Below are 18,691 nucleotides of genomic sequence, written 5' to 3'. Positions count from 1 at the left end.
ATGAGGGACCTCAGAGCTATCCTCGGCGCTGCCGCCATCGCGGCCGTCTCCACGCTTTGGCACGGCGGTGCATTCGCGCAGATGAACCATCAGCACGCATCGGAAGCCGCGTGCGAGGAAACGCTCCTGCGCTGCGCGAGCAAGGTCACGCCCGTGTTCGCTGCCGACGGCACGCTTTGGCTGGTGTGGATGGCCGGCGGCCAGATCTCCGTTGCAAGTTCGAAGGACGACGGAAAGACTTTCTCTTCGGCGGTGCAGGTCACGCGCGAGAGCTTAAATCTGGATTGGGGGCCGGACGCTCGTCCGAAGATCGCCATCGATGGCAAGGGACGGATTGCGCTGGCGTTCTCGATCTTCAGGGACAAGGCCTTCAACGGTCAGGTGCTCGCGACGCAATCGACCGATGGCGGCAAGAGCTTTGCTCCGGTGCGCCCGATCACCGCTGATAACGAGAGCCAGCGCTTCGAGGCCATTGCCTTGGAGCCTGACGGCACCGTGTTCGCGGCCTGGCTCGACAAGCGCAACCGCGTGCCGGCGCGGCAGAACGGCAAGCCCTACGACGGCGCGGGCCTGTTCTTCGCGACATCGAAGGACGGCGGTTCGACTTACTCCGACGCGCAGCTCGTCGCCGACAACACCTGCGAATGTTGTCGCCTCGGCCTGGCCCTGTATGGTAGCGGCCGCCCGGTCATCGTATTTAGGAACATCTTTGAAGGCGGTGTCCGCGATCATGCCGTCGTCACCTTCTCAGGTTCGGCCTCGCCGGGGGAGGTTCACCGCGTCAGCCGGGATGACTGGCAGATCGCGGCTTGTCCGCACCACGGACCGAGCCTGTCAATCTCGCCGAATGGAACCTATCATGTCGCCTGGTACACGAACGGCAAGGCGCGCAAGGGGCTGTTCTATGCGCGCTCGACCGACGGCGGAAAAACCTTCTCGCATCCGCTGCCGATCGGCGAGCCCAGCCGAAGCCCGTCGCGGCCGCAGGTCATCGCCGGACCGGAAGGGCTTGTGATGGTCTGGAAGGAGTTCGACGGCGAGAAGACCGAGGTGAAGCTGATGACGTCACAAGATGATGGAGCGACCTGGTCGACATCCAGGGTGATCGCCAGCACGACCGACAATTCCGACCATCCGCTGCTCGTCTCGGACAGCCGGCGAGTCTATCTCTCCTGGATGACGAAGGCCGATGGATATCGTTTCCAACCAATCGAGAGACAGCCATGAAACGCGAACTGCTTGCCGCAGCATTTCTGTTGGGGACGCTTTCCGCCGCAGCAACCGCGGATGACGCCGAGCTCAAGTCATTCGAACGCGGAAGCTGGCAGCAAATTCTGCGTTCACACGCCGGTCGTCCGACCCTGGTTCATTTCTGGGGCGTGACCTGTGGTCCGTGCAAGGTCGAGTTGCCCCAGCTCGGCAAGTTCATGAAGGACCATCCTGGAATCGATGTGGTCACGATCAGTGCGGACCTGGTGCCCAACCTCCCGGAGGCGACGCAATCGATGCTGCAGAAAGCCGGGCTCTCCGCGGCCGAGAACTGGATGTTCAGCGATGGCTTTGCCGATCGGCTACGATTTGAAATCGATCCGGCCTGGCAGGGCGATATTCCGCGCACGATGCTGATCGCGCGCGGCGGCGCAGTCACCACCATCGAGGGAGCGGCCGAGATGCCGGAGCTCGACAAATGGGCACAAGGACAAGCCGCGACGACGGGATCAAGATAACAAGTCAATCTGAAATACGGGATAAAACAACATGAAGAAACTCTCTTCCATCATTACGCTCGCTCCTCTGCTGGCCCTCTTGTTCGGTGTCCCGGCGCAGGCCGAAGACATCAAGGCCGGCGATCTCGTCATCAGCCAGGCCTGGAGCCGGGCGACGCCGAGCGGCGCGAAGGTCGCTGGCGGCTATCTCACGATCGAGAACAAGGGCTCGTCACCGGACCGGCTGGTGGGGGCCTCCGGCGACATCGCCGGCAAGCTCGAGGTGCACGAGATGGTGACGGAGAACGGAGTGATGAAGATGCGGCCGCAGGACAAGGGCCTCGCGATCGAGCCCGGCAAGACCGTGAAGCTCGCGCCCGGCGGCTATCATCTGATGATGCTCGACCTGAAGCAGCCGCTGAAGCAGGGCGACAAGGTGCCGGTCACGCTCGAATTCGAGAAGGCGGGCAAGGTGACGCTGTCGCTCGATGTGCAGGCTGTCGGAGCACAGGCGCCGGGCGGCGAACAGGGCGGCCACATGGAAATGAAGAAGTCGCACGATCATTCCGGCAGCAAGTGAGGCAATGGAGCTGCAGGGTGGGCCAGATTTAGTGTGAACGGCTGGTAAGGTTCGCTTTACCCACCCCCGGCGATCTCATTACAAATCGGCGCAACGCCCGCAAATCGGCTTATTTGGCGGCTTTTTCGCAATTCCCGGCCTTGTGTTTTCGCACCCGATCCGGTTTCACTGCGTTTCTCTTGCCTCCTCAACTGATTCCTGAGTGCGCCCATGCGATTGTCGCGGTTTTTCCTGCCTATCCTGAAAGAAAACCCGAAAGAGGCGGAGATCGTCTCGCATCGCCTGATGCTGCGCGCCGGCATGATCCGGCAGGAGGCCGCGGGCATCTATGCCTGGCTGCCGCTCGGCTTCAAGGTCCTGCAGAAGATCGCGCAGATCGTGCGCGAGGAGCAGGACCGCGCCGGCGCGCTGGAACTGATGATGCCGACCCTGCAGCTCGCCGACCTCTGGCGCGAGAGCGGCCGCTATGACGCCTACGGCCCGGAAATGCTGCGCATCACCGACCGCCACAAGCGCGAGCTGCTTTACGGGCCGACCAACGAGGAAATGATCACGGAAATCTTCCGTGCCTACGTGAAGTCGTACAAGAGCCTGCCGCTCAATCTCTACCACATCCAGTGGAAGTTCCGTGACGAGCAGCGGCCGCGCTTCGGCGTGATGCGCGGCCGCGAGTTCCTGATGAAGGACGCCTATTCCTTCGACGTCGACGAGGCCGGTGCGAGGCGCGCCTACAACAAGATGTTCGTGGCTTACCTGCGCACGTTCGCGCGAATGGGGCTGAAGGCGATCCCGATGCGCGCCGAGACCGGGCCGATCGGCGGCGACTTGAGCCACGAATTCATCGTGCTGGCGGAGACCGGCGAGTCCGGCGTGTTCTGCAATCGCGACGTGCTCGATTTGCCGATTCCGCCCGATGACGTGGACTACGACGGCGATCTCACTGACATCATCAAGCAATGGACCTCGGTCTATGCCGCGACCGAGGACGTCCATGATGCTGCGCGCTTCGAGAGTGAGGTGCCGGCGGAGAAGCGGGTCAACACCCGCGGCATCGAGGTCGGCCAGATCTTCTATTTCGGCACCAAATATTCCGACACCATGAAGGCGCTGGTTGCGGGGCCCGACGGCGCGGAAGTGCCGATCCACGGCGGCTCCTATGGCGTCGGGGTCTCGCGGCTGGTCGGCGCCATTATCGAGGCTTGCCACGATGATGCCGGCATCAAATGGCCGGAGGCGGTTGCGCCGTTCAAGGCGGCGATCCTGAACCTGAAGCAGGGCGATGCCGCCGTTGATGCTGCCTGCGAAAAGCTCTACGCGGATTTGAAGGCCAAGGGCGTCGACGTGCTCTATGACGATACCGACCAGCGCGCCGGCGCGAAATTCGCCGCCGCCGACCTGATCGGCATCCCCTGGCAGGTCCTGGTCGGCCCGAAAGGCCTGGCCGAAGGCAAGGTCGAGATCAAGCGGCGCAGCGACGGCACGCGCGAAAACCTCACGCTCGACGACGCGCTTGTGAAGATCGCGGGATAGCGTTTATCCACCGCATCCGCGTGCGGTTGGCCAGTCTGGCCACATTTGGCCCCGAATCATGGGATTATCGACACATGGATGAGGCCATGACCGAAAAAGTCCGTACCCCGCCTTTTGCGCCCTTCGAATGGCTGCTGTCCGGACGTTACCTGCGGGCGCGTCGCAGGGAGGGTTTCATTTCCGTCATTGCCGGCTTTTCCTTTCTCGGCATCATGCTCGGCGTCGCCACGCTGATCGTGGTGATGGCCGTGATGAACGGTTTCCGCAAGGAATTGCTCGACAAGATCCTCGGCCTCAATGGCCATCTCCTGGTCCAGCCGCTGGAATCGCCACTCACCGACTGGAAGGATGTCGCCGAGCGCATCAGCCAGGTGCAGGGCGTCCGGCTTGCGGCGCCGGTGGTGGACGGCCAGGCGCTGGCGTCCTCCGCCTTCAATGCCTCCGGCGTGCTCGTGCGCGGCATGCGGGCGGAAGATCTGAACAACCTGTTCTCGATCGCGAAGAACATCAAGCAGGGCAGCCTCGAGAATTTCGACGAAGCGCAGGGGGTCGCGATCGGCCGCCGCCTGGCCGATCAACTATCGCTGCATGCCGGCGACAGCATCACGCTGGTGGCCCCGCGCGGTGCGGTGACGCCGATGGGGACGACACCGCGCATCAAGCCTTACAAGATCGCGGCGGTGTTCGAGATCGGCATGTCCGAATATGACTCGGGTTTCGTGTTCATGCCGCTTGCGGAATCGCAGGCCTATTTCAACCGCAACAACGACGTCACCGCGATCGAGATATTCACCACCAATCCCGATCGCATCGACACGTTTCGCAAGACCGTGACGGAAGCCGCGGGACGGCCAGTGTTCCTGGTCGACTGGCGGCAGCGCAACTCGACCTTCTTCAACGCGCTGCAGGTCGAGCGCAACGTGATGTTCCTGATCCTGACCATGATCGTATTGGTCGCGGCGCTCAACATCGTCTCCGGCCTGATCATGCTGGTAAAGGACAAGGGACAGGACATTGCGATCCTGCGCACGATGGGCGCCTCGCAAGGATCGATCATGCGCATCTTCCTGATCACGGGCGCCTCGATCGGTGTCGTGGGCACCATCGTCGGCTTCCTCGTGGGCATGCTGATCTGCATGAACATCGAATCGATCCGGCAATTCCTGTCCTGGCTCACCAGCACCGAATTGTTCGACCCGACGCTCTATTTCCTGTCGAAGCTGCCGGCCGAGATCGATTTCGGCGAAACCACGGCCGTCGTCATCATGGCGCTGACGCTGTCGTTCCTGGCGACGCTTTATCCGTCGTGGCGGGCCGCGCGGCTCGATCCCGTCGAAGCACTGCGCTACGAATGAGGGCTGAGATGGCGGAGGGGGCGCAAGATGTGCCGGTCATCTATCTCCACGACATCAAGCGCCAGTACCGGCAGGGTGAGGCGACGCTGACGATTCTCGACGGCGCCAAGCTCGCGCTGTGGCCGGGACAGTCCGTGGCGCTGGTGGCGCCGTCAGGCTCGGGCAAATCGACGCTCCTGCACATCGCGGGTCTGCTCGAGACTCCCGACGACGGCGAAGTCTACGTCGGAGGCACGCCGACGTCGCAAATGTCGGATATCGACCGCACCCAGATTCGCCGCACCGATATCGGCTTCGTCTACCAGTCGCACCGGCTGTTGCCGGAATTCTCCGCGCTGGAGAATGTGATGCTGCCGCAGATGATCCGCGGCCTCAAACGCTCCGAGACCGTGAAACGCTCGACCGAGATATTGTCCTATCTTGGTCTCGGAGACCGTATCAAGCATCGGCCGGCCGAGCTTTCCGGCGGTGAGCAGCAGCGGGTCGCCATTGCGCGCGCAGTTGCGAACGCGCCACGGGCGCTGCTGGCCGACGAGCCGACCGGCAACCTTGATCCGCAGACTGCTGACCACGTCTTCAACGCGCTGATGCAACTGGTGAAGGCGACGCGGGTTGCGATGCTGATCGCGACCCACAACATGGACCTTGCCGCCCGGATGGACCGCCGCGTGTCGCTGGCGAACGGGCAGGTGGTCGAGCTTGATTAGAGCACGTTTCTCCTCGCGACAAACGCGAAGCGTTTGCGCGGAGATCATGCTTAAACAAAGGTCTCTCAGTAGACCCGGCGATATCGTTTGTGACGCCGCGGTGACGAGTTGACATACGCATTGGCCGCGTAAGGATAAGGGTAGGCGTTGGCCGCGTAAGGATTGATCACGCACTGGGCCGCCCGGCCCGACGCGGACATCGCGCATTGGGGCAGCGAGGTGTAGCTGCAGTCGTAATAGGTGACGGGGCCGTAGACGTGCAGGCAGACCGGATAATTCGGGTCATAAGTCTGCGCGCGGGCGGATGACGCCGCCGCGACCGCGCCAAGCGTCAGGATCGCCAACATCGGGATGCGCATCGGTTCCTCCCGCGTCAGGACGACTATTCCGTCCTCCCATCGCTAACCCCGCTCGGAACAGAGTATTCGCGGGCGGGACCGTCAAGTCACGTTCCCGCGCCGATCATTTGGTCTTCGCGGAGCGGACGTGCACCCCGACTCAATCGTTGAAAGGCTCGAAGAAGGGGATTGCGGGCGGGGACGGCGGCAGAGGCCGGCGCGAAGCCCGCGGACCGTTGCCGCCGCCGGCATAGAAGGGATTGGGTATGCACCACAGGAAGCGCCCGGACGCCGTTGCCTGGCACTGCTCATAGCTGGTGAAGGTGCAGTTGCTGAGCCCGGGCTGTTCGTTCCCCTGGATACAGAATGGATAGCGCGTGCCGACCGCTGCGGCCGGCGCGGTTCCAAGGGCGCCGATCGCGGCGGCCGCGGACAAAACCACGATTACGTTGCGCATCTCTTCTCCTTGATCGCAGCTCGTCGCTCGTTCGCTCGTCACCCGATCCAAGCCGTACAACCGAGAGGACGTCAAACAAATATGCAACACAACGAGTGTGGCGAAGGCCGAATTGTGAATTTTTTGAGGCAGGGGAACGGTACGATCTTCGGAAGCTAAGTATAAGTAATACAACATTAACTCACGTTTTCGTCAGAATCGTTTCGCCGTATCTGTTGCAGCCAAGTTACAGCAATTTTGAGGAACCCTGTTTATTGAGGCGCGTGAAGGCCGTGGGGTCGTCACATCTGGAACGGGAAATAAAATGAAAAAGGTTTTGCTTGTAACGGCGAGCTTGGTCGCCCTTGGCGCCGCTGCGCCCGCGGTCGCTGCGGATCTCGCTGCGCGTCCTTATACGAAGGCTCCGCCGGTGGTTGCCGCCATCTATGACTGGAGCGGCTTCTACATCGGCGTCAACGGCGGCTGGGGCTCGAGCCACAACACCTGGACCAACAGGTCGGAGTTTGGTTTCGGCGTCGGTGAAGGTTCCCATGATGCGACCGGCGGTACGGTCGGTGGCCAGCTCGGCTATCGCTGGCAGGCGGGCAACTGGGTGTTCGGTGTCGAAGGCCAGGGCAACTGGGCCGACTTCAGCGGCTCGAACGCCAGCCTCCTTGCTCCTGCTCTCTCCAACCGCACGAAGATCGACGCCTTCGGTTTGATCACCGGTCAGGTCGGTTACGCCTGGAACAACGTGCTGCTCTACGCGAAGGGCGGTGCTGCGGTCACCAACAGCAAGTACCAGGGCCAGGTCCTTGGCTTGACCATTGATAGCGTCGAAAAGACCCGTTGGGGTGGCACCGTTGGCGCTGGCCTCGAATTCGCCTTCGCTCCCGGCTGGTCGGCCGGCGTCGAATACAACCATCTGTTCCTCGACACCGAGAGCCACACCTTCGTCAGCCCGATTCTCGGCGTCACGCGTATCGACGACATCAAGCAGGACGCCGACCTCGTCACCGTCCGCGTGAACTACAAGTTCGGCTTCGGCGGCGCTCCGCTCATCGGCAAGTACTGATCCTCGCGAAACCAACGCGGCACAATCAGCCCCGGGCGATCTGCCCGGGGCTTTTTTCTTGGCTTGCCTGCGATCGGCTCCTGATCATTCTCGGCGCGCGGCGCGAAAATGACGCGATCGCGGCGCATCCCCAGCGCCAGGCTGAAATCCGACGTGCAATGTCCGAGATGCGAAGCCGGTTACCGCCGCATCGAGGTCGATTCGCTTCCCGGTCAGCCGGGGGAATTCCGTTGCCTCGTCTGCAATGAAATCCTCGAGCGCTACAGCGAGGAGCCCTACGTCGCTCACAGGCTGACGGTCCAACCGGAAAAAGTGTTCGGATGACCTTGCTGGTTGCGGCCGCGCATTAACCACCCGCTTCATTCGCGTTCGATTCTCCGCGGCAGCCCGACGGCTCGGCCTTGACTCCATGAACAAATAAGGAACAATGTTCCTCGTATGTTCTCATCAAGGAGACGGCCGATGTTGAAGATTTTCGTCGAAGAGGCGGCGGCGCTGGCATCGATCACGCTGTTCATTGGAATGATCGCGGTCTGGGCGCAGTTGATTCCGCAGTTCTGAGTGGGAGGAGGGCGCATCGATTTCGTCGGCCGCCATCGGTTGCCATCCCTTGGGGAAAAGCGGGACGCCGCATCACGATGGCGCGTTCGGCGTGGACTCCGGGGATCGGACGCTTCACCATTGAATGGCGAGTCGGGATCGGCGGCCATGTGCCCAGGCCCGGCGGTTGCGTTCCTCCACCAAACCAAGGCCGTTCGAATCACCCATGCCCAGTGCCGGATTCGTCCATCTTCACGTTCATTCGGCCTATTCGCTGCTGAAGGGTTCGATCAAGATCGCCAAGCTCGGCGAGCTCGCCAAGGCGGACCGCCAGCCGGCGCTGGCGCTGACCGACACCGACAACATGTTCGGGGCGCTGGAATTCTCCGACAAGATGGCCGGCTATGGCATCCAGCCTATTGTCGGCTGTGAACTCGCGATCGATTTCGGCGACGTCGATCCGAATTCGCGCAGTGTGCTGGCCGGCGCTCCGGCCCGAATCGTGCTGCTCGCCGCGCGCGAACGCGGCTATCGCAGCCTGATGCGGCTGAACTCGCGGGCGTTCCTCGAGACGCCCGTCCACCAGTTGCCGCATATCAAGTTCGACTGGCTGACGGACGATGCCGAGGACCTGATCGCGCTGACCGGCGGTCCGGACGGGCCGATCACGCTTGCGTTCGCGGCCGATCAAGCGAGCCTTGCCGCCACGCGTTGCGACCGGCTGGCAAGCCTGTTCGGCGACCGCCTCTATATCGAGCTGCAGCGCCACGGCATCGACAAAGAGCGCCGCACCGAGGCCGGCCTGATCGATCTTGCCTATACGAAGGGGCTGCCGCTGGTTGCGACCAACGAGCCCTATTTCGCGAGCACCGACGACTACGAGGCCCACGATGCGCTGCTGTGCATTGCCGGCGGCCGGCTGATCGCAGAGACCGATCGCGAGCAGCTCACGCCCGACCACCGCTTCAAGACACGCGCCGAGATGGCGGTGCTGTTTGCGGACATTCCGGAAGCCCTGGCGTCGACGGTCGAGATCGCCGAGCGCTGCTCGTTCCGGCCGAGGACACGCAAGCCGATCTTGCCGCGCTTCACGGTCGGCGCCGAATCGGCCTCCGATGCGGCAAGCGAGGAGGCGGCGGAGCTGATGCGCCAGGCCGAGGAGGGGCTCGCGAGGCGTCTGCGGATCCACGGCTTGTCACCGGGCATCACGGAAGAGGACTATCAGAAGCGTCTCGCCTTCGAGATCGACGTCATCAACCGCATGAACTATGCGGGCTACTTCCTGATCGTCTCCGACTTCATCAAATGGGCCAAGGCCCACGACATCCCGGTCGGGCCGGGCCGTGGCTCCGGCGCAGGCTCGCTGGTTGCCTGGGCGCTGACGATCACCGATCTTGATCCGATCCGATTCGGGCTGCTGTTCGAGCGCTTCCTCAATCCCGAACGCGTGTCGATGCCGGACTTCGACATCGACTTCTGCCAGGATCGTCGCGGCGAGGTGATCTCCTATGTGCAGGAGCGCTACGGCCGCGACCAGGTGGCGCAGATCATCACCTTCGGTACGCTGCAGGCGCGCGGCGTGCTGCGCGACGTCGGCCGTGTGCTGCAGATGCCCTATGGCCAGGTCGACAAGCTAACCAAGCTGGTGCCGCAAAATCCCGCCGCGCCCGTGACGCTGGCGCAGGCGATCGAGGGCGAACCCAAGCTGCAGGCTTTCCGCGACGAGGATCCGGTGGTCGCGCGCGCCTTCGACATCGCGCAGCGCCTGGAAGGCCTGACGCGGCACGCGTCGACCCACGCCGCCGGTATCGTGATCGGCGACCGCCCCTTGAGCGAGCTCGTGCCGCTCTACCGCGATCCCAAATCCGACATGCCGGTGACCCAGTTCAACATGAAATGGGTCGAGCCGGCGGGGCTTGTGAAGTTCGACTTCCTTGGCCTGAAGACGCTGACGGTGCTTGATGTCGCCGTGAGGCTGCTCAAGCAGCGCGATGTGCATGTCGACCTAGCTACGCTGCCGATCGACGATGCCAAAAGCTATCAGATGCTGGCGCGGGGCGATGTGGTCGGCGTGTTCCAGGTTGAAAGCCAGGGCATGCGGCGCGCGCTGATCGACATGCGGCCGGACCGTTTCGAGGACATCATCGCGCTGGTGGCGCTGTATCGCCCCGGCCCGATGGCCAACATCCCGACCTATTGCGCGCGCAAGCACGGCGACGAAGAGCCGGAATATCTGCATCCGATCCTGGAGCCGATCCTGAAAGAGACGTTCGGCGTCATCATCTACCAGGAGCAGGTGATGCAGATCGCGCAGCAGATGGCAGGCTACACGCTCGGCCAAGCCGACCTGTTGCGCCGCGCCATGGGCAAGAAGATTCGCGCCGAGATGGAGAAGCAGCGCGAGATCTTCGTCGCCGGCGCGGTCAAGAATGGCGTGCCGAAAGGGCAGGCGGAGACGATCTTCGAACTGCTCGCCAAGTTCGCCGACTACGGCTTCAACAAGAGCCACGCCGCGGCCTATGCGCTGGTCTCCTATCAGACCGCCTATATGAAGGCGCATTATCCCGTGGAGTTCCTGGCAGCGTCGATGACGCTCGAACTCAACAATACGGACAAGCTCTCCGAATTCCGTGCCGAGGCACAGCGGCTGGGGATCAAGGTCGAGCCGCCCGACGTCAATCGTTCCGGCGCAACCTTCGATGTCGGCGACAAGACGATCTACTACGCATTGGCTGCGCTGAAAGGCGTCGGTCTGCAGGCGGTCGAGCAGATCGTGGAGGAGCGGCGCAAGGGGGCCTTCACATCGCTGGCCGATTTCGCGGCGCGCGTGAGCCCGCGCGCAATCAATAAGCGCATCATCGAAAGCCTCGCCGCCGCCGGCGCCTTCGATTCGCTCGACCCGAACCGGGCCCGCGTCTTCGCCGGCGCCGATGCGATCCTCGCCGCCTGCCAGCGGAGCCATGAGGCCGCGACATCGGGCCAGAACGATATGTTTGGCGGGCTTTCGGACGCGCCGAGCATCGTGCTGCCGCAGGTCGAGCCGTGGCTGCCGGCGGATCGGCTGCGACGCGAATATGACGCCATCGGCTTCTTCCTGTCGGGTCACCCGCTCGACGACTACGCCACGGCCTTGAAGCGATTGCGCGTGCAATCCTGGGCCGAGTTCTCGCGCGCGGTGAAAACCGGTGCGACCGCCGGCAAGGTGGCCGCGACCGTGGTGTCGCGCATGGAGCGGCGCACCAAGACCGGCAACAAGATGGGCATCATGGGCCTGTCCGATCCCACGGGCCATTTCGAGGCGGTGCTGTTTTCCGAAGGATTGGCGCAATACCGCGACGTGCTGGAGCCGGGCGCAGCCGTGCTGCTGCAGCTCGGCGCCGAGCTGCAGGGCGAGGACGTCCGCGCCCGCGTGCTGCATGCCGAGCCGCTCGATGCCGCAGCCGCCAAGACGCAAAAGGGTCTGCGCATCTTCCTGCGCGACACCAAGCCGCTGGACTCGATCGCCAAGCGGCTTCAGCCGGGCAACGGCACCGGTGGCGACGTCGCGCTGGTGCTGCGGCTCGATCTGGAGACCGAGGTCGAATTCAAGCTCGAAGGCCGCTTCCAGGTATCCCCGCAGATCGCAGGCGCCATCAAGGCGGTGACCGGCGTCGAGATGGTCGAAACGCTGTGAGCGGCGGATTGCGGATCCGACGCCACCGACGGCGCAGCGGATTGCATTCTTCACAGATTCGGTTGTTGAACCGAGATAAGTGATTGCTGCCATTGGGAAATGGTGTCGCCGCCGAGATGTCGAGGAAATGGGCGTGCCAATCGTCGCCAATCGCCTAAGGCCGCCAGGCGCCCCCAAATCCGCCCATATTTGCTTCTGGCGGAAATCGCGCTATACAGCGCGCCATCTCACACGGAAACATGGCTCTAGAAGGCCGTCCGGTGGCAGCCGGGCCGACAAGGCTCGCTTGCTCACACGTTTCCGGAGGAACCAACCGGAGAATCAAAACGATGTCGGTACCCGATTTCACTATGCGTCAGCTTTTGGAAGCTGGCGTGCACTTTGGCCACCAGGCCCACCGCTGGAACCCGAAAATGGCGGAGTACATTTTCGGCGCCCGCAACAACATCCATATCATCGATCTCGCCCAGACCGTGCCGATGCTGCACCGTGCGTTGCAGGCGGTCAGCGATACCGTCGCCAAGGGCGGCCGTATCCTGTTCGTCGGCACCAAGCGGCAGGCGCAGGACGGGGTCGCGGATGCGGCCAAGCGCTCGGCGCAGTATTTCGTCAATTCGCGCTGGCTCGGCGGCACGCTGACCAACTGGAAGACGATCTCGGCCTCGATCAAGCGGCTGCGCCATCTGGACGAGGTGCTCTCGTCCGGCGAAGCCAATTCCTACACCAAGAAGGAACGGCTGACGCTGCAGCGCGAGCGCGACAAGCTTGACCGTTCGCTCGGCGGCATCAAGGACATGGGCGGCCTGCCCGACATGATCTTTGTGATCGACACCAACAAGGAAGACATCGCGATCCAGGAAGCGCAGCGGCTCAACATCCCTGTCGCCGCGATCGTCGACACCAATTCGGACCCGAAGGGCATCACCTATGTGGTGCCGGGCAATGACGACGCCGGCCGGGCGATTTCGCTCTATTGCGACCTGGTCGCGCGGGCCGCGATCGACGGCATCTCGCGCGCGCAGGGCGATGCCGGCATCGATATCGGCGCCTCCGTCCAGCCGCAACAGGAAGAACTCCCGGCGCCGTCGGCGACGACCGGCTTCCAGGGTCTGCCGGGGCCGCGTGGCACTGCCGACAACCTCAAGAAGCTCACCGGTGTGTCGGGCACGATCGAGAAGAAGCTCAATGACCTCGGCGTCTTCCACTACTGGCAGCTCGCCGAGCTCGATCACGACACCGCCCACAAGATCGGCGAACAGGTCGGTCTGCCGAGCCGTGCCGACGCTTGGGTCGCCCAGGCCAAGGCGCTTACCGCGGAAGCGGAATAACCTGAACGGCCGCGTGGCCGGACCTTTCCGGCCAGCGCTTCAATTCCCAGATCAAGGCATTCCCTGTCGCTGACGGCGGCGCCCTAAGGGCGCCGCCGCGCTTCACAGGCAAGAAGGAATTCAATGATGGCAACGATCACAGCAGCGATGGTCAAGGACCTGCGCGAGTCGACCGGCGCGGGAATGATGGATTGCAAGGCGGCGCTGACCGAGGCCGCCGGCGACATGCAGGCCGCGCAGGACTGGCTGCGCAAGAAGGGCCTGTCGAAGGCCGCCAAGAAGGCCGGTCGCGTTGCGGCCGAGGGCCTGATCGGCGCCCTGACCCAGGGCACCAAGGGCGTCGTCGTCGAGGTCAATTCCGAGACCGACTTCGTCGCGCGCAACGATCAATTCCAGGGCCTGGTCAAGATGGTCGCCCAGGTCGCGCTCGAGGTTGGCGCCGACGTCGAGAAGATCAAGGCGGCCAAGGTCGGCGACGTCACTGTTGAGGCTGCGATCAACGATGCGATTGCGACCATCGGCGAGAACATGACGCTGCGCCGCGCGGCTTCGCTCGAGGTCGGCAAGGGCGTGGTGTCGAGCTACGTCCACAACGCAGTCATCGAGGGCGCCGGCAAGATGGGCGTGATCGTGGCGCTGGAATCGGCCGGCAAGACCGATGAGCTTGCCGTGCTCGGCCGCCAGCTCGCCATGCATGTCGCCGCGGCCAACCCGCAGGCGATCGATCCCGCCGGGCTCGATCCCGACGTCGTCCGGCGCGAGAAAGATGTGCTGGCCGACAAGTACCGTCAGCAGGGCAAGCCCGAGAACGTGATCGAGAAGATCGTCGAGTCCGGCCTGAAGACCTTCTACAAGGAAGTCTGCCTGCTGGAGCAGGCTTTCATCCACGATAGCGGAAAGTCCGTGGCGCAGGCGGTCAAGGAAGCTGAGGGCAAGGTCGGCGGTCCGGTGAAGATTGCCGGTTTTGTGCGCTATGCTCTTGGTGAGGGAATCGAGAAGCAGGAATCCGATTTCGCAGCCGAAGTCGCGGCGGCCAGCGGCAAGAAGTAACCGCGTGGGTCGAACGGTTCCGGCGCCATCGTGCCGGAACCTGCTTGCGCGGGATGAGGGAGCATCATGGCTGAGCCGGTCTATCGTCGCGTGGTGATCAAGCTTTCAGGCGAATACCTCGCCGGCAGCCAATCCTTCGGCATCGACCAGCCCACCATCGACCGCATCGCCGACGACCTGATCGCGGCGCGCCATCTCGGCACTGAGATTGCGGTCGTGGTCGGCGGCGGCAATATGGTACGCGGCGTGCAGGTGTCGTCCCATGGCGTGTCCCGGACCACCGGCGACACCATGGGCATGCTGGCGACCGTCATGAACTGCCTCGCGCTGGAATCGGCGGTCGAGCGCAAGGGCACGCCGGCGCGCACCCTGTCAGCCTTCGTGATGCCGGAAATCTCCGAATTGTTCACCCGCAGTGCGGCGCACAAATACCTCGCCGAGGGCAAGATCATCCTGCTCGGCGGTGGAACCGGCAATCCGTTCTTCACCACCGATACCACCGCGGTCCTGCGCGCGGCCGAGATCGGCGCGGACGCGGTCTTGAAGGCCACCAACGTAGACGGCGTCTACAGCGCCGATCCCAAGAAGGACCCGTCGGCCAAACGTTTCGATCGCCTGACGCATTCGCAGGCGATCGCCGGCGGTTACAAGGTCATGGATGCGACCGCATTCGCGCTTGCCCGCGAGACGTCGCTGCCTATCATTGTGTTTTCGATCGCCGAGCCTGGTTCGATCGGCGCCATCCTGCGCGGCACGGGCCACGGTACGGTCGTCGCCGGCTGACGCTTGGGCGTTGCGGCAAGGCGGTTGGTTTCTCGAGCATGATCCGGAAAAGTGGAAACCGGTTTTCCGCGGAGATCATGCTCAAACGAAGTGATTAGATCGTGATCCGATCCCACCTGATCGGACCATCCAGAGGAAGGGGAGAGCGTCATGCCCACGCCTGGTTTTGACATCAACGAAGTAAAGCGCCGCATGCAAGGTGCGACCCAGTCCCTCAAGCACGAATTGGGCGGCCTGCGTACCGGCCGTGCCGCGGCGTCGATGCTGGAGCCGGTCCAGGTCGAGGCCTATGGCTCGCATATGCCGCTCAACCAGCTCGCCACCGTCAGCGTGCCCGAGCCGCGGCTGCTCTCGGTGCAGGTCTGGGACAAGACGATGGTCAAGGCGGTGGAGAAGGCGATCGTCGATTCGAATCTCGGCCTCACGCCCGCGACCGAAGGCCAGGTGTTGCGGCTGCGTATTCCCGAACTCAACGCCGAGCGGCGCAAGGAACTCGTCAAGGTCGCGCATAAATATGCGGAAGCGGCCAAGGTGGCGGTCCGCCATGTCCGCCGCGACGGGCTCGATGTCGTCAAGAAGCTCGAGAAGAATCACGAGATCTCCGAGGACGATCAGGAGCGGCTCGCCGCCGAGGTGCAGAAGGCGACCGACGGCGTGATCGCCGAGATCGATCAGTTGCTGGCGGCCAAGGAAAAGGAAATCCTGACCGTTTGATTTGGACAGCGCCAATGTCGAACGCCCCCGCACCTGCAACTGCCGGACCGGATCGAACCGGCAGTCCGTTGCATGTGGCGATCATCATGGACGGCAACGGGCGCTGGGCGGCGGCACGCGGCCTGCCGCGCGCGGAGGGACATCGGCGCGGCGTGGAGGCGTTGCGCCGGGTGGTGCGGGCCTCGCACGAACTCGGCATCCTCTATCTCACCATCTTCTCGTTCTCGTCGGAGAACTGGTCGCGTCCGGCGACCGAGATCGGCGATCTCTTCGGCCTGTTGCGCCGCTTCATCCGCAACGATCTGGCGACGTTGCACCGGGACGGGGTGAGGGTGCGCGTCATCGGCGAGCGCGAGGGACTCGATCCCGATATCTGCGCGCTGCTCAACGAAGCCGAAGAGCTGACCAGGGCAAACACCAAGCTCAATCTCGTCGTCGCCTTCAATTATGGCTCGCGCCAGGAGATCGCCGGCGCCGCGCGGCGGCTGGCGCGGGAGGTGGCGGAAGGAAGGCGCGATCCCGCATCGATCGATGCCGACACACTCGGGCAATATCTCGGCACGCCCGACATTCCCGATCCCGATCTGATCATCCGCACCAGCGGCGAACAGCGGCTGTCGAATTTCCTGATGTGGCAGGCGGCCTATAGCGAGCTTGTGTTTGTGCCGATCCATTGGCCGGACTTCGACAAGGCGGCGCTGGAAAGTGCGATCGCCGAATACGCCAGACGCGAGCGCCGCTTCGGCGGTCTGGCTGCGAAAACCGCATCGTGACCCAAGATAAAGCCGCACCCGCGGCAAGGAGCGAGCCGTCCTCGCGCAATCTCTTGATGCGCATCATCGCCGCGCTGGTCTTGGCGCCGGTTGCGATTGCGATCGCCTATGCCGGCGGTGTTCTCTGGACGCTTCTGGTCACGCTCGCCGCGATCGGCCTTTATGTCGAATGGCTGATGGTCATCGGCGCCGGACACATGCTGCGCATGACCATGGCCGGTGCGCTTGCGCTGGCGGCTGCTGGGCTCTGTCTCGGGGCAGGGCGGCTTGACGCTGCGCTATCGGTGCTGGCGATCGGGCTGATCGTGGTCGCTGTGATTTCATCCGAGCAACGTCGGTGGACGATCGCTGGATTTTGTTACGCCGCCGTCGCGGAAGTCGCCTCGGTCCTGCTGCGGCAGGATCCGGAAGAAGGCTTCGTGGCGCTGCTGTTCGTGTTGTTGGTCGTCTGGGCGACCGACATCGGCGGCTATTTCGCCGGTCGCAGCATTGGGGGCCCAAAACTCTGGCCACGGGTCAGCCCGAAGAAGACCTGGGCGGGCGCGGTCGGCAGCTTCGTCGGTAGTCTCGTCGTCGCGGTGGGTTTTGCGGTGTTCGGCCTCGGCGCGGTTGTGCCGCTGCTGGTCTTGGGCGCGGTGCTCTCGGTGGTTTCCCAGTTCGGCGATCTCTTCGAGTCCGCGGTGAAGCGGCGGTTCGGCGTGAAGGATTCCAGCCATCTCATTCCCGGCCATGGCGGGCTGATGGACCGGCTGGACGGCTTCGTCGCCGCGGTTGCCGTTGCCGCAATTTTTGGCTTCTTGCGGGGCGGCGCGGATGGCGTCGGCCGCGGTCTTATGGTTTGGTGAGAAAATGAGTGCTGTCCCATTGCGAAACAACAAGGCTGCGGCCTCCGCGGTCCGCGCGGTGACCGTGCTGGGCGCCACCGGCTCGATCGGCGACAGCACCATGGACTTGCTGCGCGGCGCGCGCGACCGTTTCCGCGTCGAGGCGCTGACCGCCAATGGCAATGCGCAGGCCCTGGCCAAGCTCGCCCGGGAATTCAACGTGCGTTTTGCGGCCGTGGCCGATCCGAGCAAGCTGTCCGAATTGAAGGATGCGCTGGCGGGCACCCGGATCGAATGCGGCGCCGGCGACAGCGCGATCATCGAGGCCGCCGCACGGCCGGCGGATTGGGTGATGGCGGCGGTCAGTGGTGCAGCGGGCCTGAAGCCGGCGCTCGCGGCGGTCGATCGCGGAGCGACGGTCGCGCTCGCCAACAAGGAATGTCTGGTCTGCGCCGGCGATTTCTTCATGCAGCGCGCGCTGAAGGCGGGCGCCTGCATCCTGCCGGCGGATTCCGAGCATAATGCGCTGTTTCAGGCGCTGAGCTCCGGCAATCGCGAGGAGCTGGTGCGGGTGATCATCACCGCTTCCGGCGGTCCGTTCCGCACCTGGGCTCCCGCCGACATCGAGCAAGCCACCCTCGAGCAGGCGCTGAAGCATCCGAACTGGAGCATGGGCCAGAAGATCACGATCGACTCGGCCTCGATGATGAACAAGGGGCTCGAGGTGATCGAGGCCTCCTACCTGTTCGCGCTGACACCGGATCAGATCGACGTGCTCGTGCATCCGCAGTCGATCATCCATGGCATGGTGGAATTCTCGGACCGTTCGGTGGTCGCTCAGCTCGGCACGCCCGACATGCGCATCCCGATCGCGCATTGCCTCGGCTGGCCGGACCGGATCGTCGGGCCGTCGGCCAAGCTCGACCTGGCCAAGATCGGCCAGTTGACCTTCGAGGCGCCGGATTTCGAGCGGTTCCCGGGGCTACGGCTGGCTTACGAATCGTTAAGGACCGGTCGGGGCGCGACCACGGTATATAATGCAGCCAATGAGGTGGCGGTTGCCGCCTTCATCGCCGGCAAGATCAAGTTCGGCGCGATCGCGCGGCTGGTGGAGGCGACCCTGGACGACTGGATCAGGTCCGGCAATCTGGCGCCTCTGACATCGGCAGATGATGCGATTTCCGTTGACCATAACGCGAGAAATAGGGCTGCCTCCCTATTGCCTCAAATTGCCTTAAAGGCATCTTAGAGGGTTGGAACCGGGCCTGTTGCCCTGGTT

General features: G+C 63.6%; 17 protein-coding genes. 15 read left to right on the top strand and 2 right to left on the bottom strand.

Annotated elements, in window-relative coordinates:
- The 6 genes from ACZXDY_RS04380 to ACZXDY_RS04355 all read left to right on the top strand — a co-directional run bounded on the left by ACZXDY_RS04380 (position 1) and on the right by ACZXDY_RS04355 (position 5,878).
- Entirely contained in the window at positions 1-1,227 is a 1,227-nt protein-coding gene (locus ACZXDY_RS04380; protein ID WP_464344644.1) for a sialidase family protein, read from the top strand.
- The gene (locus tag ACZXDY_RS04375; protein WP_028162769.1) at positions 1,224-1,727 is read left to right on the top strand and encodes a TlpA family protein disulfide reductase; all 504 of its coding nucleotides are present in this window, start codon (positions 1,224-1,226) and stop codon (positions 1,725-1,727) included. The genes ACZXDY_RS04380 and ACZXDY_RS04375 overlap by 4 nt, the downstream gene beginning before the upstream one ends.
- Before the next feature lie 31 nt (positions 1,728-1,758).
- Positions 1,759-2,286 (top strand): copper chaperone PCu(A)C, encoded by a 528-nt coding sequence (locus tag ACZXDY_RS04370; RefSeq protein ID WP_464344643.1) that lies wholly within the window; start codon positions 1,759-1,761, stop codon positions 2,284-2,286.
- 210 nt (positions 2,287-2,496) lie between these two features.
- Positions 2,497-3,816 (top strand): proline--tRNA ligase, encoded by a 1,320-nt coding sequence (gene proS, locus ACZXDY_RS04365; protein ID WP_464344642.1) that lies wholly within the window; start codon positions 2,497-2,499, stop codon positions 3,814-3,816.
- Between the two features lie 74 nt (positions 3,817-3,890).
- A complete protein-coding gene (locus tag ACZXDY_RS04360; RefSeq protein WP_130226894.1) occupies positions 3,891-5,171 on the top strand; it encodes a lipoprotein-releasing ABC transporter permease subunit in 1,281 nt (426 codons plus the stop codon).
- Positions 5,172-5,179: 8 nt separating this feature from the next.
- A complete protein-coding gene (locus tag ACZXDY_RS04355; RefSeq protein ID WP_028162765.1) occupies positions 5,180-5,878 on the top strand; it encodes an ABC transporter ATP-binding protein in 699 nt (232 codons plus the stop codon).
- A 65-nt stretch (positions 5,879-5,943) separates the two neighbouring features.
- Here ACZXDY_RS04355 and ACZXDY_RS04350 read toward each other — a convergent pair whose 3' ends face one another.
- Together ACZXDY_RS04350 and ACZXDY_RS04345 are read right to left on the bottom strand one after the other, a co-directional pair.
- Positions 5,944-6,237 carry a DUF3551 domain-containing protein gene (locus ACZXDY_RS04350; protein WP_464344641.1) on the bottom strand — a complete coding sequence of 98 codons (294 nt, stop codon included), beginning with the start codon at positions 6,235-6,237 and terminating at the stop codon, positions 5,944-5,946.
- Positions 6,238-6,376: 139 nt separating this feature from the next.
- A complete protein-coding gene (locus ACZXDY_RS04345; protein WP_464344640.1) occupies positions 6,377-6,673 on the bottom strand; it encodes a DUF3551 domain-containing protein in 297 nt (98 codons plus the stop codon).
- A 304-nt stretch (positions 6,674-6,977) separates the two neighbouring features.
- On the opposite strand from ACZXDY_RS04345, the gene ACZXDY_RS04340 reads away from it, so the two are divergent.
- From ACZXDY_RS04340 to dxr, 9 genes are all read left to right on the top strand, one after another.
- On the top strand, positions 6,978-7,727 hold the full coding sequence (locus tag ACZXDY_RS04340; RefSeq protein WP_028162763.1) for an outer membrane protein: 750 nt from the start codon (positions 6,978-6,980) through the stop codon (positions 7,725-7,727).
- Between the two features lie 766 nt (positions 7,728-8,493).
- On the top strand, positions 8,494-11,940 hold the full coding sequence (dnaE, locus tag ACZXDY_RS04335) for a DNA polymerase III subunit alpha (protein ID WP_464344639.1): 3,447 nt from the start codon (positions 8,494-8,496) through the stop codon (positions 11,938-11,940).
- A gap of 329 nt (positions 11,941-12,269) precedes the next feature.
- Positions 12,270-13,268: a 30S ribosomal protein S2 gene (locus ACZXDY_RS04330; protein WP_028162761.1), complete on the top strand. Its 999-nt coding sequence runs from the start codon at positions 12,270-12,272 to the stop codon at positions 13,266-13,268.
- Positions 13,269-13,394: 126 nt separating this feature from the next.
- Complete coding sequence (tsf, locus tag ACZXDY_RS04325; protein WP_456642364.1) at positions 13,395-14,318, top strand: translation elongation factor Ts; 924 nt, start codon at positions 13,395-13,397, stop codon at positions 14,316-14,318.
- Between the two features lie 66 nt (positions 14,319-14,384).
- A complete protein-coding gene (gene pyrH, locus ACZXDY_RS04320) occupies positions 14,385-15,101 on the top strand; it encodes a UMP kinase (protein ID WP_028162759.1) in 717 nt (238 codons plus the stop codon).
- 150 nt (positions 15,102-15,251) lie between these two features.
- A complete protein-coding gene (frr, locus tag ACZXDY_RS04315; protein WP_028162758.1) occupies positions 15,252-15,815 on the top strand; it encodes a ribosome recycling factor in 564 nt (187 codons plus the stop codon).
- Between the two features lie 14 nt (positions 15,816-15,829).
- On the top strand, positions 15,830-16,588 hold the full coding sequence (locus tag ACZXDY_RS04310; protein ID WP_028162757.1) for an isoprenyl transferase: 759 nt from the start codon (positions 15,830-15,832) through the stop codon (positions 16,586-16,588).
- Complete coding sequence (locus ACZXDY_RS04305) at positions 16,585-17,433, top strand: phosphatidate cytidylyltransferase (protein ID WP_464344638.1); 849 nt, start codon at positions 16,585-16,587, stop codon at positions 17,431-17,433. The genes ACZXDY_RS04310 and ACZXDY_RS04305 overlap by 4 nt, the downstream gene beginning before the upstream one ends.
- A gap of 4 nt (positions 17,434-17,437) precedes the next feature.
- Positions 17,438-18,661 (top strand): 1-deoxy-D-xylulose-5-phosphate reductoisomerase, encoded by a 1,224-nt coding sequence (gene dxr, locus ACZXDY_RS04300; protein ID WP_464344637.1) that lies wholly within the window; start codon positions 17,438-17,440, stop codon positions 18,659-18,661.
- Positions 18,662-18,691 lie beyond the last annotated feature (30 nt).

This window comes from Bradyrhizobium sp. LeoB3, assembly GCF_055456055.1.
Note: the sequence above shows the minus strand (reverse complement) of the source record. Positions and strands in the feature narration are given on the sequence as shown.